We start from the raw sequence: 25,554 nt of genomic DNA, 5'->3' as shown, positions 1-25,554 counted from the left end.
GTTATATCGCCTCGCGTGCCTTGAAATAGCTTCGCGGGGAGGAGCCAAGCATGCGCTTGAACATGGTGGTAAAGGCCGGAACGCTTTCGTAACCGGCTTCGAGCGCAACCGTCGTGACCGGCTCGCCGCTTGCCAGCCGCGGCAGGCAGGCGAAGAGGCAGGCCTGTTGGCGCCAGGTGGTGAAGCTGACGCCGGTTTCCTCGCGGAAAAGGCGTGTGAACGAGCGGCGGCTCAGGTTCAGCTGCCGCGCCCAGTCATCGATCCTGGCGCCGGGCACCGGATGGTCGAGGAAGGCCCGGCAGAGGGCGGCAAGCCGCCCGCTTGCCGGAAACGGCAGTCCCAGCGGTTGCTGCTCGAGCCGTCCGATCTCGTCGACGAGCAGGGCCATCACCAGTTCGGCTCGGTGCGGGTCGCCGTCCATCCCCTGCAGCCGGATCGCTTCCGCCAGAAGATGGTGCGCCAGATCGGTCACCGCCAGCACTTCGGGGGCGCCCGAGGCCGCGCGGCCGCGGGGCTCGAGGATGTAGATCGAGCGCATGCTGACATCGCTGTACATCTCCACCGAATGCGTCAGCCCTTGCGGGATCACCAGCGCATGGCCGGGCGGGATCATCCAGCGCCCGCGGGCGGTGGCGACGAGGACGACGCCGGCAAAGACGCAAAGCACCTGTGTGCGCCGGTGGCTGTGCGGCGGCACGACATAGCCGTGCGGGATCTCGTTGCTGTGCACGAGCACGTCCGCGTTCGACTGTTCCATCCAGGCAAGATTGCGAAGATGGTCGTCATGGAGCCTGGAAAGCAGTTTTGGGTTCAGCTTTGGCATCGGTCTGGCCCAATTGCGAAAGAAGTGGACCTCAGCACAAAAGCAGGCCGCGGACAATCGCGCTATGGGAGCTTGGCAGTCATCAATTCTGCGAGAGTCATTGAGGGTCCAGCATGTCGACGGCAGTCTCCGTCGCGCCGGCGCATGCCGCGCGAACCAGTTTCTCGATTATCGTCGCCGTCAGCGTCTGCCACATGCTGAACGACATCATGCAGTCGCTGCTGACGTCGCTCTATCCGATCCTGAAGGAAAACTACGCGCTCGATTTCGTCCAGATCGGCCTCTTGACCATGGCCTTCCAGGTGACGGCCTCACTGCTCCAGCCGGTCGTCGGCATGGTGACGGATCGCTGGCCCATTCCCTTCTCGCTGCCGCTCGGCATGGCCAGCACCTTCTTCGGCCTGTTCTTCCTCGCCTATGCCCATTCGTTTCCGATCCTCGTTCTCGGCGCCTGCCTGATCGGTTTCGGCTCGGCAGTGTTCCATCCGGAATCCTCCCGCGTCGCCCGCGCCGCCTCCGGCGGCCGCCACGGCCTGGCCCAATCGCTGTTCCAGGTCGGCGGCAATGCCGGCACCGCGATCGGCCCGCTGCTCGCGGCCTTCATCGTGCTGCCCTTCGGCCAGTCCAGCGTCGCCTGGTTCTCGGCCGCAGCCCTGCTCGGCATGGTGATCCTGACGTGGGTCGGCCGCTGGTATGCCGCCGAGCGCCTGCGCATGGCCGGCCGCCCCGCGGTCAGCCGCGCCTTGCCGCTGCCGCGCGGCCGCGTCGCCTGGGCGATCGCTGTTCTGGTGCTGCTGACGGCGACCAAGAACGTCTACATGTCCTCGATCGGCAGCTACTTCACCTTCTACACGATCGAGCGCTTCGGCCTGTCGGTCCAGGACGCACAGCTGATGCTGTTCCTGTTCCTCGGCGCCTCCGCCGCCGGCGTCTTCCTCGGCGGTCCGATCGGCGACCGCTTCGGCGCACGTTTCGTCATCTGGTTCTCGATCCTCGGCGTCATCCCCTTCACGCTGCTGCTGCCCTACGCCAACCTGTTCTGGACGGGCGTGCTGAGCGTGATGATCGGGCTGATCTTCTCCTCCGCCTTCTCCGCGATCGTCGTCTTCGCGCAAGAGCTCGTTCCCGGGCGCGTCGGACTGATCGCCGGCGTCTTCTTCGGCTTCGCCTTCGGCGCCGGCGGTCTCGGCGCCGCCGCCCTCGGCGTTTTCGCCGATAGCCACGGCATCGACTTCGTCTACCGCGTCTGCTCCTACCTGCCGCTGCTCGGCATCCTCACCGTCTTTTTGCCGCGCCTGCGAACGCGGTGAGAGGCGTAGAGCTGCAACGATAGGCCGCAACGTCGGCGGCCTATCCTGCTGCCTATCGGCTCGGCCATCGCCATGGCCCGCACACCAACCGTCACTCAGCGCTGAAATCGGTGGCGGCGATGTCGTCGAATCTCAAGTGTGGAATCGCTCGACCCAAAGTAAAGATTGCATTATTACGCATGCAGGTGTAGCTCTTACACCCGAGGCTCGCCATGCACTTGCGCATCATTGCCCTCGCTCTGACCGCCGTCCTTACGTCATGCGCGGGTGTCCAGGTCCATCGCGTCACCGACCGCAATCAACCCGGCATCCGCTACTGGCGTCCGGCGCCCTACCTTGCGCTTGTCGAAACCCGCACGGAGAATGCTGTCGCGTGCGAAGTCCGGCCTTTGATGCTTCCCGACAAGACCGAGGAATATGCCATCACCATCAATGCCGGCCTCGGCTCGGTCAAGGCGACCCCCACACTCACTGACGGCTGGAACCTTGTAAGTCTGAATGCCGAAGCGGACAGCAAGACGAGCGAAAACCTTACGGCGCTGGCAACCCTGCTCAAGACCGGGGCTGAGATAAAGGCGAGGGGCGTCACCAAACCTCCGACACAACCCGTGCCGACCTGCCGTGGAGTTTTTAGGGTCGACTACGACGCCGCCGGGAATTTCAAAGGCTTCTCCCGGATAAGCCTCTGACGCGGCGGGAAGAATCGCCAAAGGCTCCGCACGCGTGCCGGCTCGTCCGTCCGGTACGGAGATCAGATCCGCGCCTGCACGAGATGCGCCAACTGCGCACCGACCTCGTAGTAGCCTTCGCGGATCGGCCGGAAGCTCTGCGCCGCCGGGTCGGTGACCGGCAGCGGCAGGTCTTTTTCAGAGATCTCGCCGGCGACGTGCCGCGCCAGCACCTTGCCGAACACCGTGCCCGGTGCAATGCCGCGGCCGTTGTAGCCGGAGAAACCGATGACGTTTTCGGCCAGCCGGTGGAACCGCGGCAGGTTGTCGACGGTCATGCCGATCTGGCCGTACCACTCCGCCTCGAAGGCGATGTCGCCGATCTCGGGAAACAGTTTCTTCAGGGCACGCCGTGCCCACGCCTTGTGGATCGCCGCGCCGGTCCCACGCAACGCACCGACGCTGCCGAAGACGAGCCGTCCCTGCCGGTCATAGCGATAGGAGGAAAGGATCTCCGCCGTGTCCCAGACGCCTTCGCGCCCCGGCACGATCTTTTTCTGCAACTCCGGCGAAAGCGGCCTGGTGGCAAAATTGAAATAGGGAAGATGGACGAGCTCGGCGCGGACCTCCGCCCAGGGCGAAACCGTGTAGGCGTTGGTCGCGACGATGACCCAGTCGGCGGTCACCGAGCCTTTCTCGGTTTTTACGGTCCAGCGCCGGCCGCACCGCTCGGCGCCGATCACCGGGCTCGCGGTGTAGACACTTGCCCCTGCCGAAATCGCCGCATGCGCCAGGCCGCGCACATAGGCGAGCGGCTGGATCGTGCCGGCGCGCATGTCGAGAAGCGAGCCGGCATAGGCCGCGGTGCCGATCCGGCGCGCCGTTTCCTCGGCGCCAAGCAGCGTCACCGGGGCGCCGCGCCGCTGCCACTGTTCGGCACGCGCCTGCAGCTCCTCCAGCCCCGATTTGCCAATCGCGCAATGCAGCGTGCCGACCGGATTGATCTCGCATTCGATCGCGTGCTTCCGCACCAGCTCGAAAACGAGCTGCGGCGCGTTGCCGAGAAGATTTAGCAGCCGGTCGCCGTAGAGCTGGCCGAGCACGCCTGGCAACTCGTCCGGCATGGTCCACATGCCGGCATTGACGAGCCCGACATTGCGGCCGGAGCCGCCGAAGCCGATCTCCTTGCCTTCCAGCAGAGCGACTTTCGTTCCCCGCTCGGCGAGATGGAGCGCGGCGGACAGGCCGGTAAAACCGCCGCCGACGACCACCACGTCGGCCTCGAAGCTGCCGGAAAGGGCCTGCGTCGCAGGAGCGGCCGGGGCGGTCATTTCCCACAGGCCGTGGGAACGGGGATCATTCTGCATGGGCGTCTTCTTCGATGGAAGGGAGCGGGACATTTTCCGATGGCGCCACTTTCGTGCATCGCCGGCAAGGAGGAAAGTGCTGATTCGTCACCGGGTCATTCTGGCTGCGAATGAGTGGCTACGTCCTTCAGGCGACCTGCGTCGCGATCCAGCCGCGAAACGCCTGGCTGAGCGAGTTCTCCAGTTTCCCCTCCGGCACGACGAGATAATAGCTGTTGTCCGTCTGCATCGGCCGGTCGAACACGACGGCTAGACGGCCGCTTGCCAGCTCCTGCTCGATCAGATAGCGCGGCAGCAGCGCGAAGCCAAGGCCGGCGACAGCCGCCTCTATAACCATGGAAAACTGGTCGAAGCGGTGGCCGCGATAGGCGGTCTCGACCGCCCCGCCGTTCAGATCAAACCACTGCGCCCACAGCTTCGGCCGGGTGGCGAGATGCAGGAGCGGCGCCGTCTCCAGGTCCTTCGGATCCTCCAATTGCCATTTGCGCATCAACTCGGGGTTTGCCGCCGGCAGGATCACCTCGCTGCAAAGATAGGAGCAGTTGGCGCGCGCCCAGACGGGCTGGCCGTAGTGGATGGCCAGGTCGAAGCTCTCCTCGTCGAAGTCGAATGGGGCCGAGCGGGAGGCGACGTTGATAATCGTGCCCGGAAACATTTCCAGAAACGCCGGAATGCGCGGCGTCAGCCAACGGCTGCCGAAGGTCGGCAGCGTGGCGATCGTCAGGCTGTGATCGGAGCGCGCCGCCGACATGGCGCGCAGCATCGTCTCTTCCGTCTGGTGCAGCAGCTTGCGTACCTCGGGCAGGAAACGGCGCCCATCCTCCGACAGGACCACGCGCTGGCGCACACGCTCGAAGAGCAGCACGCCGAGCTGCTCCTCCAGATCCTTGATCTGGCGGCTGACGGCGCTCTGGGTGAGGTTCAACTCATTGGCGGCCTGGGTGAAGCTGCCGTGACGCGCGGCGCATTCGAAGGCCTGCAGCGTGGTCACGTCCGGTATCAGCCTGCGGCTTAACTTCATTCGTCTCTCGCATCAACCTAGTCAAAACATGCGCGATCGCTCGCAGGTCCGATCCGCTATGATCCATTTTGAGAATGAACGGGTCCTCCCAACCCTTGTAGAGCAATTCCTGGAGAAGTGTGAAGCGGTTTTCCGTCCGGAATTGCGCAGAATGAGACGAGTCTGACCGCCATGAAAGCAAATTATGTTTCCGCCGACGAGATCCGTTCGGATTTCTCCGCCGCCATGTCCGCGATGTATCGCGACGAAGTACCGGCCTACGGCACACTGATGTCGCTGGTCGCCCGCGTGAACGACGACACGCTCGCCGCCGACCCGCACCTGCAAGCGCGCCTCGCAGCCACGGATTCACTTGATCGCATCTCCGAGGAGCGCCACGGCGCGATCCGTCTCGGCACGCCCAAAGAACTGTCGATGATGCGCCGTGTCTTCGCCGTCATGGGCATGTATCCGGTCGGTTACTATGATCTGTCGACCGCCGGCGTTCCGGTACATTCGACTGCCTTCCGGCCGGTCGGCGACGCGGCGCTGAAACGCAACCCGTTCCGCATCTTCACATCGCTGCTGCGTCTCGACCTGATCGCGGACGAAACCCTGCGCAACGAGGCGGCGGCCGTCCTCGCCTCGCGACAGATCTTCACCGACCGGGCCATCGAACTGGTCGAAAAGGCAGAGAAGGACGGCGGGCTGGGCGCAGAAGACGCCGCCGAATTCGTTCGCGAAGTGCTCGAAACCTTCCGCTGGCATGATCACGCCATCGTCAGCGCCGGCATGTACAAGCGCCTGCACGACGCGCACCGCCTGATCGCCGACGTCGTCTCCTTCAAGGGACCGCACATCAACCACCTCACCCCGCGCACGCTCGACATCGACAAGGTGCAGGCACTGATGCCGGAGGAGGGGATCGCGCCCAAGGCCGTCGTCGAAGGACCACCGACTCGAAAATGCCCGATTCTCCTGCGCCAGACCTCGTTCAAGGCGCTGGAGGAGGCTGTCTCCTTCATAGGTGAACACGGCCAGTGGAAAGCTGGCTCGCACACGGCCCGCTTCGGTGAGATCGAGCAGCGAGGCATCGCGCTGACGCCGAAGGGCCGTGCCCTCTATGACAAGCTGCTGAACGACACCCGTGCGGTCGTTCGCCCGGCAGCGGACGGTTCGAACGCGGCAGAGTACGAAGCAGCACTTGAGACGGTCTTTGCGGCTTTCCCGGATGACTGGAACGAGATCCGCAAGCAGGGCCTCGGCTACTTTTCCTATTCGCTGACCGAGAAAGGCCGCACGGCGACGGTTACCGACACTGATGTCGAGGCGCTGATCGCCGACGGTCATCTGCAGTTCGATCCGATCGTCTACGAGGACTTCCTGCCCGTCTCCGCCGCCGGCATATTCCAGTCGAACCTGGGCGACGACGCGACGCAGGAATTCGTCGCAAGCCCGAACCAGGTGATGTTCGAGCGCGATCTCGGCGCCAACGTGCTGGACGAGTTTGCCCACTATGCGGGCATCGAACGGGCGTCTATTGAAAAGTGCCTCGGCACGACCAACATGGCCGTTGCTGCGGAGTGACAGGCGGCTGATGATCGACAAGATGCATATCGACGCGCTGCGCTCGCTGCTCGGGGAGAAGGGCCTTCTCACCGAGCCGAACGACATGGCGGCTTATGAGACCGGCGCGCGCTACGACCAGGGCCGCGCCGCCTTTGTCGCGCGTCCGGTATTCACGGAAGAAGTTTCTGCCGTCGTCGCCTATTGCGTCCGGAACGGCATCTCGCTCGTAGCGCAATCCGGCAACACCGGGCTCGTCTCCGGTTCAACGCCGGACGGAACCGGCGCACAGGGCGTCCTCAGTCTCGATCGCCTGACGGCACCGTTCCGGCTCGATCGGATCAACCGGACGTTGACGGCCGGCGCCGGGCTGCGCCTCTCCGAGGTAAACCAGCGGCTCGAAGAAGCGGGCCTGTTCTTTCCGATCGACCTCGGCGCCGATCCGCGTCTCGGAGGCATGATTTCGACCAACACCGGCGGCTCGCGCTTCCTGCGCTATGGCGACGTGCGCCGCAATACGCTGGGTCTCAAGGTAGTGCTGGCCGACACGCAGGGCACGATCCTCGACCTCGGTTCGGGGCTGCGCAAAAACAACACCGGCGTGGACTGGAAACAGATCTTTATCGGCACCTCGGGCGCTTTCGGCATCATCACCGAATGCGTGCTGAACCTTGAGCCCGTGCCGCGCCAGACGGCGACCGCCTTCCTCGTGCCGGCCTCACACGAACGCGTACCGGACCTGCTGGTGGCTATGGAAGAGGCGCTCGGCAGCTACCTTTCCGCATTCGAGGGCATGTCGGGCAATGCGGTCTCGGCCGCGCTGGCGCATGTCCCGTCGCTGCGCAATCCATTCGAGCGCGGCGTCGTGCCGGACTTCGTAATCCTCGCCGAGATCTCACGTTCCTCGCCCCCGCGCGAAGGCGAGCAGCCGCTCGATGCGGTGCTGGAAGACGTGCTCGGCGGAATCTGGGAGCGCGAGGATGCACCGCTCGCCGACGCCTTCGTCGGACCGTCGCATGAGATGTGGGCGCTACGACATGCCTTGTCGGAAGGGGTAAAGCATAGCGGGCGGTTGATCGCCTTTGATCTTTCCTTCCGCCGGGGTGACATCATGCGTTTCCTCGACCATATGAAGGTCGAAATGCCGAAGCACTTTGACGGCGTGACGATCTGCGACTTCGGCCACATCGGTGACGGGGGGGTGCATTTCAACCTGGTCGTGCCGGCCAGTGATCCGCGGCTATCGGACGGCGCCTTCGAGGGAGCCTTGCGCGAATGGGTGTTCAATATCGCCGTCGAGGAATTTGACGGCAGCTACAGCGCCGAACACGCGATCGGCCGCAAGAACCAGATCTTTTACGACCGCTACACGCCGGAGGACATCCGCAGGCTTGCTACGGGACTGAAGGCGATCACTTCGCCCGGCCCGCTCGGCAGCGTGACCTTTTGACGAGATCGGCGGCCCTCGCCGCCAGAGAAAACCTTAGAGCTACAATGGAGAACAGGACCATGACCACCGTCGACGTAAAACACGAAACCGCCAAGCTGCTCGACAAGCTCGGTGTTGCGCCCTCCGCCTGGCAGGGCGGCGACATGGCCTCCTACAGCCCGGTTTCCGGCGAGGAGATCGCCAGACTGAAGACCCATTCGGCCGCCGACGCCAACAAGGCGATCGATGCCGCCCATGAGGCCTTCAAGGCCTGGCGTCTCGTGCCGGCGCCGAAGCGCGGCGAGCTCGTCCGCCTGCTCGGCGAGGAACTGCGCGCCGCCAAGGCCGATCTCGGCCGCCTCGTCTCGATCGAAGCCGGCAAGATCACCTCCGAAGGCCTCGGCGAAGTGCAGGAAATGATCGACATCTGCGATTTCGCCGTCGGTCTCTCGCGCCAGCTCTACGGCCTGACGATCGCCACCGAGCGCCCCGGCCACCGCATGATGGAAACCTGGCACCCGCTCGGCGTCGTCGGCATCATCTCCGCCTTCAACTTCCCCGTCGCCGTCTGGTCGTGGAACGCGGCTCTCGCCCTCGTCTGCGGCAACCCGGTCGTCTGGAAGCCGTCGGAAAAGACCCCGCTCACCGCGCTGGCTTCGCAGGCGATCCTCGAGCGCGCCATCGCCCGCTTCGGCGACGCGCCGAAGAACTTGTCGCAGGTCCTCATTGGCGACCGCGCCATCGGCGAGGTCCTTGTCGACAATCCGAAGGTCGCGCTCGTCTCGGCCACCGGCTCCACCCGCATGGGCAAGGAAGTCGGCCCGCGGCTTGCCAAGCGCTTCGCCCGCTCGATCCTCGAGCTCGGCGGCAACAATGCCGGCATCGTCTGCCCCTCGGCCGACCTCGACATGGCGCTGCGCGCCATCGCCTTCGGCGCCATGGGCACCGCCGGCCAGCGCTGCACGACGCTGCGTCGCCTGTTCGTGCACGAGAGCGTCTACGACCAGCTCGTGCCGCGTCTGAAGAAGGCCTATGAGAGCGTCTCCGTCGGCAACCCGCTGGAAACCTCCGCCCTCGTCGGCCCGCTCGTCGACAAGCAGGCCTTCGACAACATGCAGAAGGCGCTGGAAGCGGCCAAGGCCGAGGGCGGCAAGGTCGTCGGCGGCAACCGTGTCACGGAAGCCGGTAAGGATACCGCCTACTACGTCAAGCCGGCGATCGTCGAAATGCCGAAGCAGTCGGGCCCGGTCCTCGAAGAGACCTTCGCGCCGATCCTCTACGTCATGAAGTACTCCGACTTTGACAAGGCGCTCGAGGAGCACAACGCCGTTGCAGCCGGCCTATCCTCGTCGATCTTCACCCTGAACATGCAGGAGGCCGAGCGCTTCCTGTCGGCTGACGGTTCGGACTGCGGCATCGCCAACGTCAACATCGGCACCTCGGGTGCGGAGATCGGCGGCGCGTTCGGCGGCGAGAAGGAAACCGGCGGCGGCCGCGAGTCCGGCTCCGACGCCTGGAAGGCCTACATGCGCCGCGCCACCAACACGGTGAACTACTCGAAGGCCCTGCCGCTGGCACAGGGCGTCTCGTTCGATATCGAATAATTGGCGACATCGAGTAAGCGCCCATGACCATTGCGACCAAGATAGAGGAGGCGGGCTTCAGGCCCGCCTCGCGGATCGCCGCGATCGGCGTTTCCAAGATCCTGCAGATCGGCGCGCGGGCCGCGGCGATGAAGCGTGAAGGCCTGCCGGTCATCATCCTCGGCGCCGGCGAGCCGGATTTCGACACACCCGACAACGTCAAGCAGGCGGCCAAGGCGGCGATCGACCGGGGCGAGACCAAGTACACCGCGCTTGACGGCACGCCGGAGCTGAAGAAGGCGATCGCCGAAAAATTCCGCCGCGAGAACGGCATCGACTATGCCCTCGACGAGATCACCGTCGCCACCGGCGCCAAGCAGATCCTGTTCAACGCCTTCATGGCGAGCGTGAACCCGGGCGACGAGGTGATCATCCCGACGCCCTACTGGACCTCCTATTCCGACATCGTCGAGATCTGCGGCGGCGTGCCGGTGCTGATCCCCTGCGACGCCGAGGCCGGCTTCCGGCTGAAGGCGGAGCAGCTTGAAAAGGCGATCACACCGAAAACCCGCTGGGTGCTTCTGAACTCGCCGTCGAACCCGTCCGGTGCGGCCTACAGCGAGGCCGACTACCGACCGCTGCTCGACGTGCTGCTGAAGCATCCGCATGTCTCGTTGATGGTCGACGACATGTACGAGCACATCGTCTATGACGGCTTCAGGTTCGTCACGCCCGTGGCAATCGAACCGAAGCTGAAGGAGCGGACGCTGACGATCAACGGCGTTTCCAAGGCCTATGCGATGACCGGCTGGCGCATCGGCTATGCCGGCGGCCCGAAGGCGATGATCAAGGCGATGGCAGTGATCCAGAGTCAGGCGACCTCCTGCCCCTCCTCCGTCAGCCAGGCGGCCTCGGTCGAGGCGCTGAACGGCCCGCAGGAGTTCCTCAAGGAGCGCCAGGCGAGTTTCAAGCACCGCCGCGACCTCGTCGTCTCCGGCCTGAACGCGATTCCCGGCATCGACTGCCGCACGCCAGAAGGCGCCTTCTACACCTTTGCCGGCTGTGGCGGGCTCATCGGCAAGACGACGCCGGCGGGCAAGGTCATCGAGACCGACGCCGATTTCACCGACTACCTGCTAGAGGTTGCCCACGTTGCCGTCGTCCCCGGCTCCGCCTTCGGCCTGTCGCCGTACTTCCGGATTTCCTACGCGACGTCGGAAGCGGAGTTGAAAGAAGCGCTGCAGCGGATTGCGGAGGCGTGCGGCAAGCTCGCGTGAGCAACCGCTCGAAGACATGAAACGGCTTTAAAGCCGGGTGCAGCCTGACGCCGGAGGAAACTCCGGCGTTTTTCGTTGCGGTTACCGCCGGGCTGCGCGGCGGTCGGCCCGGCGGACGGCGGCCAGGAACCAGAGGTAGGAGAGGATTGAGATCAGGCCCATCACGGGCACGACGATGCCGAAGGCAGGCAATGGCAGACCGAGCAGCGCTGCGGCGATGCCGCCGAGAAAACCGGACCCCATCTGGATGAAGCCCATCAGCGCCGACGCAGAGCCGGCGATGTGGGGGAAGGGATACATGCCGGCGGTCGTCATATGGGGGGAGACGAAGGCGATGCCGAACGTGTAGATCGCAACCGGCAGCATGATCGACCAGAAGCTCGGCGGCAGGACATGAACCGACGCGGCGATCATCAGGCTGCCGATGCCGATCATCCCAAGCCCCGCCCGCACCGACACCGAACCGCCATGGCGGCGGGAGAAGAAGCGGAGCGCAATCGAGCCGAAGAAATAGGCCCCGGACTGCATGATCATGCTCAGGCCGAACTGGGTCGGCGTCAGCCCCGCCTTCTCGATCAGGATGAAGGGCAGCATGGTCGCCTGCGCATAAAGCGCACCCACCGCGCCCGCCATGACGAAGGCGGCGGCGACGAAGCGGGCGTCGGCGGCAAGCTCGACATAGGCCCGCACCAGCGGCCCGGGTGCGGCGCGGCGCGGGTTGGGCACCACCGTCTCGTGCATGGCAAGATACACCAGCAGGCAGGATGCGAGACCGAAGCCGACCATCAGGAAGAAGATCGACGCCCAGCCGAAAGCCGCCAGGGCAAAGCCGCCAATGGTCGGCGCCATGGCTGGGCCGATCGCCAGCATGATGCCGATCATGTTCATGATCCGCGCCGCTTCGCCGCCGACGAACTGGTCGCGCACGATCGCGCGCGACACGGTCACGCCGACCGAAGCGCCGATGCCCTGGATCAACCGGCCGGCGAGCAGCCACTCGACGCTCGGGGCGAACGCCGCCGCCAGGCTGCCGAGGAGATAGATCGAGAGGAACAGCAAGGTGGTGAGGCGGCGGCCGAAGGCGTCTGCCAGCGGCCCGGCGACGAGCTGAGCGAAGGCGAAGCCGCCGAAATAGAAGGAGAGCGTCAGCTTGATGGTCGATTCGCTGGTCGCAAACGCCTCGACAAGCGTCGGCATCGCCGGCGTATAGAGCGACATCGAGATCGGGCCGAGCGAGGTCAGGAGCGCGCCGATCAGCGTGGTGCGCCGCTCGGTCATTGTATGCGGCATCATCGGTCCTGCCCTTCCGAGCCGTTGCCTGCGCCGCAGCGGTCCGGTTTCATCAGATTATTTCGGAGGACGCGAAGGTTGCCGCGCAACGCTTCACGAACCTCTCCGTCGAGGCCCGCCAGGACTGCATCCATGAGCCCGGAGACATCCGGCTTCAGGGCGGCAAGCAGGGCTTCGCCATCGGATGTGGTCAGCACGTTCTTGGCGCGACCGTCGTCAGGGGCTGGTACGCGCGTGACAAGCCCCATCGCCTCCAGCCGGTCGAGATAGGTCGAAAGCGTCATCGGCTCGATGCCCATGCGGGCGGCAATGTCGGCCTGCTTGACGCCACAGCCGATGGAGACCTGGATCAGCGCCCGCGCCTCGCCGGGGGTGATGGCCAGTCCCGATGCATTGATCCTGCGGTCGAAGGCGCTGCGCAACAGGCGCGAGACGTCGCTCAGCAACAGGCCGATCGTGTCTGCTTGAAATGTCTGCGACATGGGATGCTCGATTATGGCGCGCGCCCGAATTATAAGCTTTACTTATCAGTTTTGGAGGGGCTGGGGCAATGGTGTTCGCAGAAAGAATGGCGCGCAAATGTGCTCCGACGAGCCGATGGGGATGAACCCGCGGAAAAGGCGGCGCAAACACCCGATGGCTTGACGCGGATGCCGGCACAGGATCGAATGGCGCCATATTCTGCGGAGTTTTTCATGACCGGATCCATGCTTGCTGGGGCTTTTCTCGCCGCCGTATTCTACGTCATCATCCCCGGCCCGGCTTTTCTGGCGCTGCTTGGAATTGGAGCCGGGCAAGGAAGAAAGGCCGGCGCGATGTTTCTGGGCGGCCATCTGGCCGGCGACCTTGTCTGGTCCACGCTGGCGCTCGTTGCGATCGTCGGCGCCAACACGATCGGCACGCTGGTCTTCGACGTCCTCGGCCTCTTGTGCGGGTTCTACCTTGCCTGGATCGGCTGGACCGCGCTCCGGGCCAAGCCGCGCGGTGCGGACAAGCCGCTCCTTATGGTGGAGCGTCCGCTGCGACGAGGATTGATCTTCGGCCTCACCAATCCCAAGGGATATCCGGTCGCGCTCGCCACCTTCACCGCGTTGCTCGCAAGTTCGGCGAGCACACTGAGCTTTTCAACCTTGCCGATGCTGCTGGCCGTGTCCCTCTTCGGCTTTCTGCTCGCCGACCTTTTCCTGATTGCGATCATAGGTGCTTCGATCGTGCGACGGTTCTATCGCAAGCACGAACTGGCGATCGTGCGCATGTCGGGGCTGCTTTTCATGGGCTTCGCGGTCCAGGCCGTCTGGCATGCCGCCCCCGGTCTTGCCAACTGGCGCCGGGCCTGAGCCCGCGGCCGCATCCGCCGATATCAACCCGCTCCAGCATCCGTCATGGCGGCAGGAAACGTGACGACGGCGCTGAGCCCCCTGCCGCCGGCACCTTGCTCAAGCGTTAGTGTGGCGCCGAACAGGGCCGCGATGTCCTCAACGATCGGAAGCCCCAGTCCCATTCCCGGGGCGTCGCCGCGCCCGCCGCGGGCGAAGCGCTGCAAGACCTCGGTTCTCCGTTCGGCCGGGATGCCGGGACCGTCGTCCTCGACCCGCAGCCGGATCGTCTGGCCCTTCGGCTGAATGGCGACCGTAACCTCCGCGCCCGGCCCGGCATAGGCGATGGCGTTGTCGATCAGGTTGCGCAGCATCTCGCCAAACAGCAGTGGTTCGGCCCTCACGATCGCCGGACCGTTGCCGTCGAAGCCGAGATCGATGTCCGCCTGGGCGGCCAGCGGCACGTATTCGGCCGTGGCCGACCGGGCGATTGCGGCGATGTCGATTTCGGCGAGGGGATGCGGCTCTGCGGAGGCCGCCGCGTCGATTTTCGCCATCAGCAGCAATTGGGCAAGGATGCGTTCGGCATGGGCCACGGCGCTGTCGCCCTTCTGCGCCGCCTCCTGCGCCGCGGCGAGCGTCGGCGCCCGGCTGGCGAGAGCAAGCTGCGTGCGGATGATGGCCAGCGGCGTGCGCAACTGGTGGCTGGCATTGCCGGAGAAGTGGCGCAGCGAGTCCAGCGCCGATTGCAGCCGCACCATGAAGGAGTTGACGGTGTCGACCAGACCCTGCACCTCGCTTGGCACCTGCTGGTCGATAGGGTGGAGGTCGCTGGGGTTGCGTTCGGCGATGGCGTCGCTGAGCCGGTAGAGTGGGCGCAGCGCCAAGGTCACGGCGATCCACACGATCGCGGCGGCGCCGGCGATCATCAGCCCGAGGCGCAGCGCTGACCGCAGCAGGATCGCCTGCGCCAGTTGCCGGCGGGCGATGGTGGTTTCGGCCACCGTCACGACGAAGGGAACGGAGTTGACGCCGGTCGAGGCGGAGCGCTGCAGCACCGCGACCCGGATCGGCTCGCCGCGAAAGCTGGCGTCGGCATAGGCGGTCGGCTGCCCGTGCGTGTCGGCGATCGTCGGTAGCGCCTGGTAGCCGGTGATGAAGTGACCAGGCGGCCCCTCGACCCGGTAGAAGACCCGGTCCTGGGCGGCGGAGGTGAGCATTTCCAGCGCAACATAGGGGATGTCGACCTCGAGCGCGCCGTTTTCGTTCACCACCACCCGCTCGGCGATCGCGAGCGCCGAGCCGGCGAGCACGCGGTCGGAGACGGTGTTTGCCGTCTTGATCGCCTCGCGGTAGGTGTCGATCAGGGCAAGGATCCCGAACACGGCGGTGGCGACCAGCAGCCATCCCAGCAACTGGCGGCGCAGCGAGGATGCCGGATGGCCGGTCAAGCCGGAGCCGCCTTGTCGAGGTAGTAGCCGATGCCGCGGGCAGTGCGCACCGTCAGTCCGTGCGGCGCCATGCGTTTCCTGAGCCGACTAACATACTGCTCGATCGCATTGGCGCTAAGGTCGTCGTCGAAGGCAGCAAGCGACTGGATGATCGCCTCCTTCGAGACCACCTTGCCGGCGCGCAGGAACAGGATCTCGAGCAGGCCGAGTTCGCGCGCGGGAATGTCCAGTGGCGTGCCGCCGGCCGAGAACGTGCGCGAGTTGAGGTCGAGGTCGACACCGCCGAAGCTGAGCGCCGAGGACCGTAAGCCCGCCTGCCGGCGCAGCAACATCCGGACGCGGGCCTCGAATTCGGAGATGTCGAAGGGTTTGCTCATATAGTCGTCGGCGCCGAGATCGAGGCCCTTGACCTTGTCCTCCGCCGACCCGCGCGCTGTCAGGATCAGCACGGCCGCCCGGTTCTGCCGCGCGCGCATGACACGCAAAACCTCCAGCCCGTCCATTTCCGGCAGCGTCAGATCGAGGATCACCAGATCGAAGGACTCGGCCGAGATCGCGGCATCGGCCGAGGCGCCATCGCTCACCACGTCGACCGCGTGGCCGGTGCCGCGCAGAATGGCGGACAGACCATCCGCAAGCGCTTGATTGTCTTCGACGAGCAGTATTCGCACCTGGATCTCCTTGTGCGCCACACTAGCGATCAACCGCCGGCTTGTGAACGGTGCCGCGGTGAGGCAAGTTCGCCAACATGCGCATCTTAATCGCCTTTACGCTTCTGTTCTGCTTCTGCATGTCCGCGATTGCCGCCGAGACCTTTTACCCGGCCCCGGACGGACGGGGAAACGCATCTGTGCTGGTCGTTTACTCGTCACTGGATGAGCCGCTTGCCCGGCCCATGATCAAAGGCTTCCAGCAGGCCAATCCAGACGTGGCGGTACGCTATGAGGAAATGCTGACCGGAGAGGTTTACGACCGCGTGGTGAAGGAAACCGACGCCGGGCAGAAGACCGCCGACTTCGCGTTCTCGTCGGCGATGGACCTGCAGGTCAAGCTCTCCAACGACGGCTATGCCCAGCGCAGCGACCTGCCGATGAGCGAGCGCTGGCCGCGATGGGCGAACTGGCGCAACACGGCCTATGCGCTGACCTTCGAGCCCGCTGTCTTCGTCTATCACAAGCCGAGCTTCGCGCATGAGAAGCCGCCGGCCTCGCGCGCCGAGTTCCTGGACTACCTGAACCGGCACGGCAACGAGATCTACGGTCGCATCGGCACCTACGACATCGAGCGATCGGGCGTCGGGTTTCTCTTCATGGCGCGCGATCAGGAGCAGTTCGGCGACATCTGGACCGTCATCCGCGCAATGGGGGCGGCCGGCGTCAAGCTCTATTCCACCAGCTCGGCAATCCTCGAGCGGATCGCGGACGGTCGGTTCGTCATTGGGTACAACATCCTCGGCTCCTATGCGGCGGACTGGGCGGCAAAGCATCCCGACGTCGGCATCGTCCTGCCGAAGGACTACACCGTGGTAATGTCGCGCATCGGGCTGGTGCCGCAGGCTGCCGCCTCTCCGGATCTCGGCCGGCGCTATCTGGAGTTCTTCATGTCGAAGGAGGGGCAGACGATCATGGCGCAAAAGCTGCAGATCGCCGCCGTCTCGCCCGAGGTCGCGGGCGAGAACACCGCAACCACCATGCGCGAAATGCTCGGAACGCAACTGAAGCCGGTGCCGGTCAGCCCGGGTCTGATGGTCTACCTCGACCAGGTCAAGCGGGCGCGGCTGATCGCGCGCTGGAACGAAGTCCTGCGGGCGCAATAATGGCGTTCGACCACATTGTGGCAAGGCTGTGCTACGGTGTCAGTTAGATGACAGGTTTCTATGATGCCCTTGCGGGCGTCATCGTCCGTGGAGGCGGACGATCGAGACTCCCGGGGAGGAGCTCAAGCGCGACACGTGGTCCGACGGGGAGCCGTTGGCAAAGCTTCTCCCTCAATCATCGAACGATGCGCGATCGAAGACGTCGCGCCTGACGGAGGACTTCGCCTTGAAACAGTTTTTCCTTGCTTCCATCCTTGCCGGCGCCATGGCGCTGCCCGCCTTCGCGGCCGACTACAAGATCATCGCGCCGGCCAATCCCGGCGGCGGCTGGGACCAGACCGCCCGCACGATCCAGACGGTCATGCAGGCCGAGGGCATTTCCGGCAACGTCCAGGTCGTCAACGTCCCCGGCGCCGGCGGCACGATCGGCCTCGCCCAGTTCGCCAGCCAGGACAAGGGCAATCCGGGTTCGCTGATCGTCGGCGGCTATGTCATGGTCGGCGCCATCCTGACCAACAAGTCGCCGGTCACGCTGAAGGACGTCACGCCGATCGCCCGCCTCACCGGTGAATACGAAGCGATCGTCGTTCCGGCCTCCTCGCCGTTCCAGACCTTCGGCGACCTCGTCGAGGCGCTGAAGAAGGATCCGGGCGCGGTCTCCTGGGCCGGCGGCTCGGCCGGCGGCACCGACCACATCGCGGTCGGCCTGATCGCCAAGGCGGCCGGCGTCGACCCGAAGAAGATCAACTACATCGCCTATTCCGGCGGTGGCGAGGCGCTGGCGGCGATCCTCGGCGCGCAGGTCAGCGCCGGCATCTCCGGCTACGGCGAATTTGAATCGCAGGTCAAGGCCGGCACGCTGCGCCTGCTCGCCGTCTCGAGCGAAGAGCGCCTCGAAGGCATCGACGCGCCGACGATCAAGGAAAGCGGCCTCGACGTGGTGGTGCAGAACTGGCGCATGATCGCCGCGGCTCCGGGCCTCAGCGACGAGCAGAAAGCCGCCGTCAACGCCGACATCGAGAAGCTGGTCAAGTCGGCCGGCTGGCAGGAGCAGCTGAAGACCAAGGGCTGGCAGGACACCTATCTCGCCGGCGCCGACTTCGATGAGCAGCTCGCCAAGGACGTCTCGGCCACCGAAGGCATCCTCAAGGAAATCGGGCTGGTCGAATGACCGACGGGACCAAACCCGCAAAGGCACCGCGTCGCCCCGATGGGGCGGCGCTGGTCATCGCCATCGTGCTGGGGGCCATCGCCGGCGTGATCTTCTGGGACGTGTCGCAGCTTTCCGGCGCGGCCGGCTATTCGCAGGTCGGGCCGACGACGGTGCCCTATGCCATCGCCTACTGCCTGATCGGCCTCGCCATCTGGACCGCGATCGAAGCCTTCCGCAACGAGTTCCCGGCGCGCGAGCCCCAGCAATTCGGGCCGGTCGTCTGGATCGTCGGCGGACTGGCCGCGCAGATGCTGCTTCTCAAGGTCGCAGGCTTCTCGATCGCCACCGGATTGCTCTTCGCCCTGACCGCAGCCGGCTTCGGCAAGCGCAAGCTCTGGCTGACGATTCCGGTCGGGATTGTGCTCAGCTTTGCCGTCTGGGTGATCTTCGCCAAGCTGCTGCAGCTCTCGCTGCCCGCCGGGCCGCTCGAGCACCTGTTCTTCTAGAGCAATTCAACGCCAACCGTTGAAATGCTCTAACCTTTTTTTCTTACGCAATTCCTGACGCAAAACCGCTGCGCACTTTTGCTGGGATTGCTCTAGGGGGTCGGCAGACCATGAACACTTTCGAATTTCTCATGCAGGGCCTGCTGGTTGCCGCGCAGCCGATGAACCTGCTCTATGCCCTGATCGGCGTGACGCTCGGCACCGCCGTCGGCGTGCTGCCTGGGATCGGCCCGGCCCTGACCGTGGCGCTGCTCTTGCCCGTCACCTACAAGCTCGATCCGGCCGGCTCGCTGATCATGTTCGCCGGCATCTACTACGGCGGCATGTATGGCGGCTCGACGACTTCGATCCTGCTCAACACGCCGGGCGAGAGCTCGTCGATCGTCACCGCCCTCGAAGGCAACAAGATGGCGCGGGCCGGCCGCGGCGGACCCGCGCTTGCGACTGCGGCGATCGGCTCCTTCGTCGCCGGCCTGATCGCCACGCTGGCGCTCGCCTTCGTTGCGCCCTTCATCGTCAAGATCGCGCTGGTGTTCGGTCCGCGCGAGTATTTCGCGCTGATGGTGCTCGCCTTCGTCACCGTCTCCTCCGCCTTCGGCGATTCGACGCTGCGCGGGCTGACCTCGCTGTTCGTCGGCCTGACAATGGCGATGATCGGCATCGATCAACTGAGCGGCCAGGCGCGCCTGTCCTTCGGCATCCCCGACCTCCTCGACGGGATCGAGGTGACGACGCTTGCGGTGGCGATGTTCGCGATCGGCGAGTCCCTCTACATCGCCGCGCAGGGTGACAAGGGGACGGACAAGGTCGAGGCGGTCAGAGGGTCGGTCTGGATGAATGCCGCCGACTGGGCGCGGTCCTGGAAACCGTGGCTGCGCGGGACCGCCATCGGCTTTCCGATCGGCGCCATGCCGGCAGGCGGCGCCGAGATCGGGACCTTCCTCTCCTACGCGGCCGAGAAGCGGCTGACCAAGCACCCGGAGGAATTCGGCAACGGCGCCATCGAGGGCGTTGCCGGGCCGGAAGCTGCCAACAACGCGTCTGCCGCCGGCACGCTGGTGCCGCTCTTGACGCTCGGCCTGCCGACGACGGCGACGGCGGCGATCATGCTCGCCGGCTTCCAGCAGTACGGCCTGCAGCCCGGTCCGCTGCTGTTCGCCACCAATCCGCAGCTCGTCTGGGGTCTGATCGCGAGCCTGCTGATTGCCAACCTCATGCTGCTGGTGCTGAACCTGCCGCTGATCGGCCTGTGGGTGAAGCTTTTGACGATCCCGAAGCCGTGGCTCTATGCCGGCATTCTGCTGTTTGCCACGCTCGGCACCATCGGCGCCAACCCGTCGGTGTTCGAACTCGGCATGCTGCTCGCCTTCGGCCTGCTCGGCTATGTCATGCGCATCTTCGGCTATCCGATCGCACCCGTCGTCGTCGGCCTGATCCTTGGGCCGCTCGCCGAGCAGCAGCTGCGCCGGGCGCTGTCGATCAGCCAGGGCGACCTGACGACGCTCGTCGCATCTCCGGTAGCGGTCGTGCTGCTGCTGATCGCGGCGGCGGCACTGGTCATACCTCTGGTGCTGCGTGCCCGCGGCCGTGGCCAGGTGCTGTCGCAACTGGCGGCGAGCGAGGACTGAGCGCTAGCTGAAACCAATTTGATCGGTGGCACGCCGCGATGGAAATTGCGGCGTGCGGCGCCTGCATAGCAGCCCTGTGATTCCGTTCCTTGTCCGAAGCGCCCATCGGTTACATCTTTGTTCCTGTAGAAGAGAACAAAGAAAGCAAGACGATGAGCCAGTTTCGATACGCCATTCGCCAGGGTTTCCTTGGTCGCGCCTTTGCGGTGCTGGGCGCCGCGGGGGCAGCAGCCGCCGCCGTCGAAGGCAACCGCCGGCCGCGGGACCGCGACCTAAAGACCCTCGGCATCGACCCGATGTCTTTCCCGAAGTAAAAAACGCCACTGCATCCTGCGCAACGCCGGTGAGGTGACAGCAGTGTTCCGAAGGGCCCGTCGATTTTCGGCGGGCTTTGTTTTTGGCCGATGGCATGGGCCGGCGATACGTACCCGGCCGGCTTCGTGGGTATACTCCGGTAACATACGTCCAGAGCGCGAGAAAAGGACGTACAAGAAGGCCTGAAATCGTAGTCTGTCGACACTCCAGTATCTGCGCCGCAGCAGGATCGGAGACGTTATGGCCGTTACGCATGACCAGGTAATTGCAACCGAACAGCCGTCCGGCAAGCTGACGCTCCTGCCACTGACGGCCCTTGTCGTCGGCTCGATGATCGGTGGCGGTGTCTTCAACCTGCCATCCGACATGTCGCGGGCCGCATCGCCCGGCGCCATACTTATCGGCTGGCTGATCACCGGCTTCGGCATGCTGGCGCTGGCGCTCGTCTACCAATCGCTGGCAATCCGCAAGCCCGACCTCAACGCCGGTCCCTATGCCTATGCCAAGGCGGGTTTCGGGCCTTTCGTCGGCTTCAACAGCGCCTGGGGCTATTGGCTCAGCGCGTTTCTCGGCAATGTCGCCTACGCCGTGGCGATCTTCTCGGCCCTGTCCTTCTTCTTCCCGGTATTCGGGGACGGCAACAACCTCATATCCATCGTCGGTGCGTCCCTGTGCCTCTGGCTGATCCATGCGCTCGTGCTGAACGGCATCAAGCAGGCCGCGTTCGTCAACATCATCACGACCATCGCCAAGCTGGTGCCGCTGATGCTGTTCATCCTGATTACGATCATTGCCTTCAACTGGGACAGGTTCACCTTCGACTGGGGGCGCGGCGCGGGCTCGGGAGGAGCGGGGCTCGGCAGCATCCTCGACCAGGTCAAGAGCACGATGCTGGTGACCCTGTGGGTGTTCATCGGCATCGAGGGCGCCAGCGTCTATTCGGCGCGTGCGGCGCGCCGTTCGGATGTCGGCCGTGCCACCATCATCGGCTTCCTGGGCGCGCTTGGCATCTATGTCCTGGTGTCCCTGCTGTCGACCGGCATTCTGAGCCAGCCGGAACTCGCAAGTCTGAAGGTGCCTTCCATGGCCGGCGTCCTCGAGCCGCTCGTCGGACGATGGGGCGCGTCGCTCGTCAATCTCGGCCTGATGGTTTCCGTCGGCGGTGCCTTCCTGTCCTGGACGCTGCTTTGCGCCGAGATCCCCTATACCTGCGGACGCGACGGCACATTCCCGAAGTGGTTTGCTGCGGAGAACGCAAACGGATCGCCGGTGAACGCGCTGTGGGCGACCAACATCCTGATCCAGGTGTTCCTGATCCTTAGCTTCTTCTCCAAGAGCGCCTATCAGTTCTTCTATTTCATCGCCTCGGTTGCGATCCTGCCGCCCTACGTATTTTCCGGGGCCTATGCGCTGAAGCTCGCCCTGTCGGGTGAAACCTACCGGCCCGACGACAGGGCGCGCCGGCGCGACATGCTGGTCGGGCTGATCGCGACGCTCTACGGCCTCTGGCTCGTCTATGCCGCCGGCCTCAACTACCTGCTCATGTGCGCCGTGCTCTTTGCGCCCGGCATTCTCGTCTACGCCCGCGCCCGCAAGGAGCATGGCGAGCCGGCCTTTGTCGGCAAGGAGCTTTTGATCGCGATCGGGATCGGCGTGCTGGCGCTGCTCGCCATCTATCTGATGTGGACCGGAGCAATCAGCCCACTCTAACCGCAGTCCACGCTCGATTCTGAACCATTTCCTGCCGTGGAGGAGCCAAGATGCGCAATTTCGGTGTTCATTCGGAAGTCGGCAAGCTCAGGACGGTGATGGTCTGCCGGCCATCGCTGGCGCACCAACGGCTCACCCCCGCAAACTGCCATGACCTGCTGTTCGACGATGTCATCTGGGTCCATGAAGCCCAGAAGGATCACTACGACTTCGTGCTCAAGATGCAGGAGCGCGGCGTCGAGGTCCTTGAGCTTCACGACCTGCTGGGCGAGACGCTGGCCGACAAGGAAGCGCGCGATTTCGTGCTGGATCGCCGGATCATCCCCAATGTGCTCGGGACCCAGATCGCCGAGGCGATGCGCCCGTGGCTGGACGAAATGCCGGCACAGCAGCTCGCCACGTTTCTGATCGGCGGCATCGCCGTCTCGGACCTGCCCGACATCCGTGGCAAGGACCTCATGCTCGAGGCGCTGGGCGCGCCCGAGTTCGTGATTCCGCCCATCCCGAACACGCTGTTCCAGCGCGATCCCTCGTGCTGGATCTACGGCGGCGTGACCTGCAATCCGATGTATTGGCCGGCGCGTCGGGCGGAGACCCTGGTGCAACGGGCGGTCTACAAGTTCCATCCGTCGTTCAAGGGCGGCAACTTTCAGATCTGGTGGGGCGATTCCGACGAACCGTTCGCCAATGCGACGATGGAGGGCGGCGACGTCATGCCGGTCGGCAATGGCGTCGTTCTCATCGGCATGGGCGAGCGCACGACCTATCAGGCCGTCGGCCAGGTGGCCCAGGCGCTCTTCAAGGCAAAGGCCGCCACGCGCGTCATCGGCTGCTTGATGCCGAAGAGCCGTGCGGCGATGCACCTCGACACCGTGTTCAGCTTCTGCGACCGCGATCTCGTGACGCTGTTTGCCGACGTAGTCGACCAGATCCGCTGCTACAGCGTCTACCCGAAGGGCGACGACGGCACGTTCGAGGTTCGTCAGGAGACGAAGCCGATGCTTGAGGTCGTCGCCGAGGCGATGGGGCTGAAGAGATTGCGGACCGTGGCGACCGGCGGCAACGCCTACGAGGCCGAGCGCGAGCAATGGGACGACGGCAACAACGTCGTCGCCATCGAGCCCGGCGTAGTGGTCGCCTATGACCGCAACACCCACACCAACACGTTGCTGCGCAAGGCCGGGATCGAGGTGATCACCATCCGCGGCTCCGAACTGGGCCGCGGCCGCGGCGGCGGGCATTGCATGACCTGCCCGATCTGGCGCGATCCGGCCTGACGATTTTTGCCGATAGGACCCTTCCATCAGTCTTGGAGCAGCATCATGAGCCTCAATCTTCGCAACCGCTCGCTTCTCACGGTACAGGACTATACGCCGCGCGAGTTCCGCTTCCTCCTCGATCTCGCCCGCGACCTGAAGCGGGCCAAATATGCCCGCACGGAACAGAAGCACCTCGAAGGCAAGGAAATCTGCCTGATCTTCGAGAAGACCTCGACGCGCACCCGCTGCGCGTTCGAGGTCGCCTGCTCCGACCAGGGGGCAAACGTGACCTATCTCGATCCCGCAGGCTCGCAGATCGGCCACAAGGAGTCCTTCAAGGACACCGCCCGCGTGCTCGGGCGCATGTACGACGCTATCGAGTACCGCGGTTCGGCGCAAAAGGGCGTCGAGACGCTGGCACGCTATGCCGGCGTGCCGGTCTACAACGGCCTGACCGACGAATATCACCCCACCCAGATGCTGGCGGATGTGATGACCATGCGCGAGCACAGCGACAAGCCGATCGCCGACATCAAGTATGCCTATGTCGGCGACACGCGGTCCAACATGGGCCATTCGCTGCTGATCGTCGGCTGCCTGATGGGCATGGACGTGCGCATCTGCGGTCCGAAGTCGCTCTGGCCGGCGGACGAATATCGCAAGATCGCCGAGGAGTTGGCGGAGAAATCCGGGGCGCGGCTGATGATCACCGACGACCCAAAGGCGGCAGTGAAGGGTGTAGACTTCATCCACACCGACGTCTGGGTTTCCATGGGCGAACCGAAGGAGGTGTGGAAGGAGCGCATCCAGCTGCTCACACCCTACCAGGTCAACAAGGACCTGATGACGGCGAGCGGCAACGCCCAGGTCAAGTTCATGCACTGCCTGCCGGCCTTCCACGACACGGAGACGGTGGTCGGCAAGCAGATCGCCCAGGACCACGGCATGTCCAACGGCCTCGAGGTGACGAACGACGTGTTCGAATCCGAGGCGAACGTCGCCTTCGAGCAGGCGGAGAACCGCTTGCACACGATCAAGGCGCTTCTCGTGGCAACGCTGGGAGATTGACCATGCGGATCGTGATTGCACTGGGCGGTAACGCGCTCCTCAAGCGCGGCGAGCCGATGACGGCGGAGGTGCAGCGGCGAAACATCCGAATCGCGGCCGAAGCCATCGCCCCGATCACCAGCGAGCATCAGGTTGTGATCACCCACGGCAACGGGCCGCAGGTTGGCCTGCTTGCCCTGCAGGGCGCCTCCTACAAGCCGGACGAGGCCTATCCGCTCGATGTGCTGGGTGCTGAGACCGAGGGAATGATCGGCTATATGCTGGAGCAGGAACTGGGCAACCTCCTGCCGTTCGAGGTGCCGTTCGCCACGCTGCTGACGATGGTCGAGGTCGACGGTGACGACCCCGGCTTCAAGAATCCGACGAAATTCGTCGGGCCGGTCTACGAAAAGGCGGAGGCGGACCGGCTGGCGGCCGAGAAGACCTGGACCTTCAAGCAGGACGGCGACAATTGGCGGCGGGTGGTCCCCTCGCCGATGCCGAAGCGGATCTTCGAGATCCGCCCGGTGAAATGGTTGCTGGAGAAGGGCACCATCGTGATCTGCGCCGGCGGCGGCGGCATACCGACCATGTACGATCCGGGCAAGGAGCGCTCGCTGAAAGGCGTCGAGGCGGTGATCGACAAGGATTTCTGCTCCGAGCTTCTGGCACGCGAACTGGAGGCCGACCTGTTCATCATGGCCACGGACGCGCAGGCCGTCTGCATCGACTGGGGCACGCCCGGCCAGAAGGCGATCCACCGCGCCAGTCCGTCGGCGCTTGGCCAATACACCTTCCCGGCCGGCTCGATGGGGCCGAAGGTCGACGCGGCCTGCCACTTTGCCAGGGCGACGGGCAACGCAGCGGCGATCGGCGCGCTTGCCGACATTGCCGCCATCGTTCGCGGGGAGCGCGGAACGATCGTCAACGCAAGCTACACAGACATGACGTGGCATTGAGGGTCCGAACGAAAGCGGGTCGCAATCCTTCGGGTTCGCTTCCCGCGCTTCAAGTCCTTGGTTTATCGCATGTCGCTTTCG

The 25,554-nt window shown here is 64.9% G+C and carries 23 protein-coding genes; 16 read left to right on the top strand and 7 right to left on the bottom strand.

Features of this window, described 5'->3' with window-relative positions:
* Window position 1: 1 nt before the first annotated feature.
* Window positions 2-823, bottom strand: a complete 822-nt coding sequence (locus JNC62_RS04650; RefSeq protein ID WP_374836430.1) for an AraC family transcriptional regulator — start codon at window positions 821-823, stop codon at window positions 2-4.
* Window positions 824-936: 113 nt separating this feature from the next.
* Here JNC62_RS04650 and JNC62_RS04645 point away from each other — a divergent pair, with 113 nt between their 5' ends.
* Together JNC62_RS04645 and JNC62_RS04640 are read left to right on the top strand one after the other, a co-directional pair.
* Entirely contained in the window at window positions 937-2,133 is a 1,197-nt protein-coding gene (locus JNC62_RS04645; RefSeq protein WP_374836428.1) for an MFS transporter, read from the top strand.
* A gap of 212 nt (window positions 2,134-2,345) precedes the next feature.
* Window positions 2,346-2,822: a hypothetical protein gene (locus tag JNC62_RS04640; RefSeq protein WP_374836426.1), complete on the top strand. Its 477-nt coding sequence runs from the start codon at window positions 2,346-2,348 to the stop codon at window positions 2,820-2,822.
* 62 nt (window positions 2,823-2,884) lie between these two features.
* Here the strand turns inward: JNC62_RS04640 and JNC62_RS04635 are convergent, their stop codons facing one another.
* Both JNC62_RS04635 and JNC62_RS04630 read right to left on the bottom strand, forming a co-directional pair.
* Window positions 2,885-4,168 (bottom strand): NAD(P)/FAD-dependent oxidoreductase, encoded by a 1,284-nt coding sequence (locus JNC62_RS04635; protein ID WP_374836424.1) that lies wholly within the window; start codon window positions 4,166-4,168, stop codon window positions 2,885-2,887.
* A 127-nt stretch (window positions 4,169-4,295) separates the two neighbouring features.
* Window positions 4,296-5,189, bottom strand: coding sequence for a LysR family transcriptional regulator (locus JNC62_RS04630; RefSeq protein WP_374836423.1), 894 nt, complete (start codon window positions 5,187-5,189; stop codon window positions 4,296-4,298).
* A 171-nt stretch (window positions 5,190-5,360) separates the two neighbouring features.
* Here JNC62_RS04630 and hglS point away from each other — a divergent pair, with 171 nt between their 5' ends.
* The 4 genes from hglS to JNC62_RS04610 are packed head-to-tail and all read left to right on the top strand — an operon-like array spanning window position 5,361 to window position 11,023.
* The gene (gene hglS, locus JNC62_RS04625; protein WP_374836421.1) at window positions 5,361-6,755 is read left to right on the top strand and encodes a 2-oxoadipate dioxygenase/decarboxylase HglS; all 1,395 of its coding nucleotides are present in this window, start codon (window positions 5,361-5,363) and stop codon (window positions 6,753-6,755) included.
* 10 nt (window positions 6,756-6,765) lie between these two features.
* Window positions 6,766-8,184: an FAD-binding oxidoreductase gene (locus tag JNC62_RS04620; protein ID WP_374836419.1), complete on the top strand. Its 1,419-nt coding sequence runs from the start codon at window positions 6,766-6,768 to the stop codon at window positions 8,182-8,184.
* 59 nt (window positions 8,185-8,243) lie between these two features.
* The gene (amaB, locus tag JNC62_RS04615) at window positions 8,244-9,767 is read left to right on the top strand and encodes an L-piperidine-6-carboxylate dehydrogenase (RefSeq protein ID WP_374836417.1); all 1,524 of its coding nucleotides are present in this window, start codon (window positions 8,244-8,246) and stop codon (window positions 9,765-9,767) included.
* A gap of 23 nt (window positions 9,768-9,790) precedes the next feature.
* On the top strand, window positions 9,791-11,023 hold the full coding sequence (locus JNC62_RS04610; RefSeq protein ID WP_374836415.1) for a pyridoxal phosphate-dependent aminotransferase: 1,233 nt from the start codon (window positions 9,791-9,793) through the stop codon (window positions 11,021-11,023).
* A gap of 81 nt (window positions 11,024-11,104) precedes the next feature.
* Here JNC62_RS04610 and JNC62_RS04605 read toward each other — a convergent pair whose 3' ends face one another.
* Together JNC62_RS04605 and JNC62_RS04600 are read right to left on the bottom strand one after the other, a co-directional pair.
* Window positions 11,105-12,316, bottom strand: coding sequence for a multidrug effflux MFS transporter (locus tag JNC62_RS04605; protein ID WP_374836414.1), 1,212 nt, complete (start codon window positions 12,314-12,316; stop codon window positions 11,105-11,107).
* The gene (locus JNC62_RS04600; RefSeq protein WP_374836412.1) at window positions 12,313-12,795 is read right to left on the bottom strand and encodes a MarR family winged helix-turn-helix transcriptional regulator; all 483 of its coding nucleotides are present in this window, start codon (window positions 12,793-12,795) and stop codon (window positions 12,313-12,315) included. The genes JNC62_RS04605 and JNC62_RS04600 overlap by 4 nt, the downstream gene beginning before the upstream one ends.
* A gap of 213 nt (window positions 12,796-13,008) precedes the next feature.
* On the opposite strand from JNC62_RS04600, the gene JNC62_RS04595 reads away from it, so the two are divergent.
* Complete coding sequence (locus JNC62_RS04595) at window positions 13,009-13,650, top strand: LysE family translocator (RefSeq protein WP_374836411.1); 642 nt, start codon at window positions 13,009-13,011, stop codon at window positions 13,648-13,650.
* Between the two features lie 23 nt (window positions 13,651-13,673).
* Here the strand turns inward: JNC62_RS04595 and JNC62_RS04590 are convergent, their stop codons facing one another.
* Window positions 13,674-15,080: a sensor histidine kinase gene (locus JNC62_RS04590; protein ID WP_374836409.1), complete on the bottom strand. Its 1,407-nt coding sequence runs from the start codon at window positions 15,078-15,080 to the stop codon at window positions 13,674-13,676.
* Window positions 15,077-15,751, bottom strand: coding sequence for a response regulator transcription factor (locus JNC62_RS04585; RefSeq protein WP_374836407.1), 675 nt, complete (start codon window positions 15,749-15,751; stop codon window positions 15,077-15,079). Before JNC62_RS04585 ends, JNC62_RS04590 begins: the two co-directional genes overlap by 4 nt.
* A gap of 77 nt (window positions 15,752-15,828) precedes the next feature.
* Between JNC62_RS04585 and JNC62_RS04580 the strand changes: the two genes are divergently transcribed.
* The 9 genes from JNC62_RS04580 (at window position 15,829) to arcC (ending at window position 25,473) form a co-directional block, all read left to right on the top strand.
* Window positions 15,829-16,896: an ABC transporter substrate-binding protein gene (locus tag JNC62_RS04580; RefSeq protein ID WP_374836405.1), complete on the top strand. Its 1,068-nt coding sequence runs from the start codon at window positions 15,829-15,831 to the stop codon at window positions 16,894-16,896.
* 226 nt (window positions 16,897-17,122) lie between these two features.
* Window positions 17,123-18,067 (top strand): Bug family tripartite tricarboxylate transporter substrate binding protein, encoded by a 945-nt coding sequence (locus tag JNC62_RS04575; RefSeq protein ID WP_374836403.1) that lies wholly within the window; start codon window positions 17,123-17,125, stop codon window positions 18,065-18,067.
* Window positions 18,064-18,555, top strand: coding sequence for a tripartite tricarboxylate transporter TctB family protein (locus JNC62_RS04570; protein ID WP_374836401.1), 492 nt, complete (start codon window positions 18,064-18,066; stop codon window positions 18,553-18,555). Before JNC62_RS04575 ends, JNC62_RS04570 begins: the two co-directional genes overlap by 4 nt.
* Window positions 18,556-18,665: 110 nt before the next feature.
* Window positions 18,666-20,183 carry a tripartite tricarboxylate transporter permease gene (locus tag JNC62_RS04565; protein WP_374836399.1) on the top strand — a complete coding sequence of 506 codons (1,518 nt, stop codon included), beginning with the start codon at window positions 18,666-18,668 and terminating at the stop codon, window positions 20,181-20,183.
* A gap of 152 nt (window positions 20,184-20,335) precedes the next feature.
* Window positions 20,336-20,497, top strand: coding sequence for a hypothetical protein (locus tag JNC62_RS04560; RefSeq protein ID WP_374836397.1), 162 nt, complete (start codon window positions 20,336-20,338; stop codon window positions 20,495-20,497).
* Between the two features lie 241 nt (window positions 20,498-20,738).
* The gene (gene arcD / locus JNC62_RS04555; RefSeq protein ID WP_374836395.1) at window positions 20,739-22,208 is read left to right on the top strand and encodes an arginine-ornithine antiporter; all 1,470 of its coding nucleotides are present in this window, start codon (window positions 20,739-20,741) and stop codon (window positions 22,206-22,208) included.
* A 50-nt stretch (window positions 22,209-22,258) separates the two neighbouring features.
* Entirely contained in the window at window positions 22,259-23,485 is a 1,227-nt protein-coding gene (gene arcA, locus JNC62_RS04550; RefSeq protein ID WP_374836393.1) for an arginine deiminase, read from the top strand.
* Between the two features lie 45 nt (window positions 23,486-23,530).
* Window positions 23,531-24,535: an ornithine carbamoyltransferase gene (locus JNC62_RS04545; protein WP_374836391.1), complete on the top strand. Its 1,005-nt coding sequence runs from the start codon at window positions 23,531-23,533 to the stop codon at window positions 24,533-24,535.
* 2 nt (window positions 24,536-24,537) lie between these two features.
* On the top strand, window positions 24,538-25,473 hold the full coding sequence (gene arcC, locus JNC62_RS04540; protein ID WP_374836389.1) for a carbamate kinase: 936 nt from the start codon (window positions 24,538-24,540) through the stop codon (window positions 25,471-25,473).
* Window positions 25,474-25,554 lie beyond the last annotated feature (81 nt).

Origin of the sequence: Mycoplana ramosa (genome assembly GCF_041930185.1) — a bacterium.
GTDB lineage: Bacteria > Pseudomonadota > Alphaproteobacteria > Rhizobiales > Rhizobiaceae > Mycoplana > Mycoplana ramosa.
This window is presented reverse-complemented; position numbering and strand designations above follow the sequence as displayed.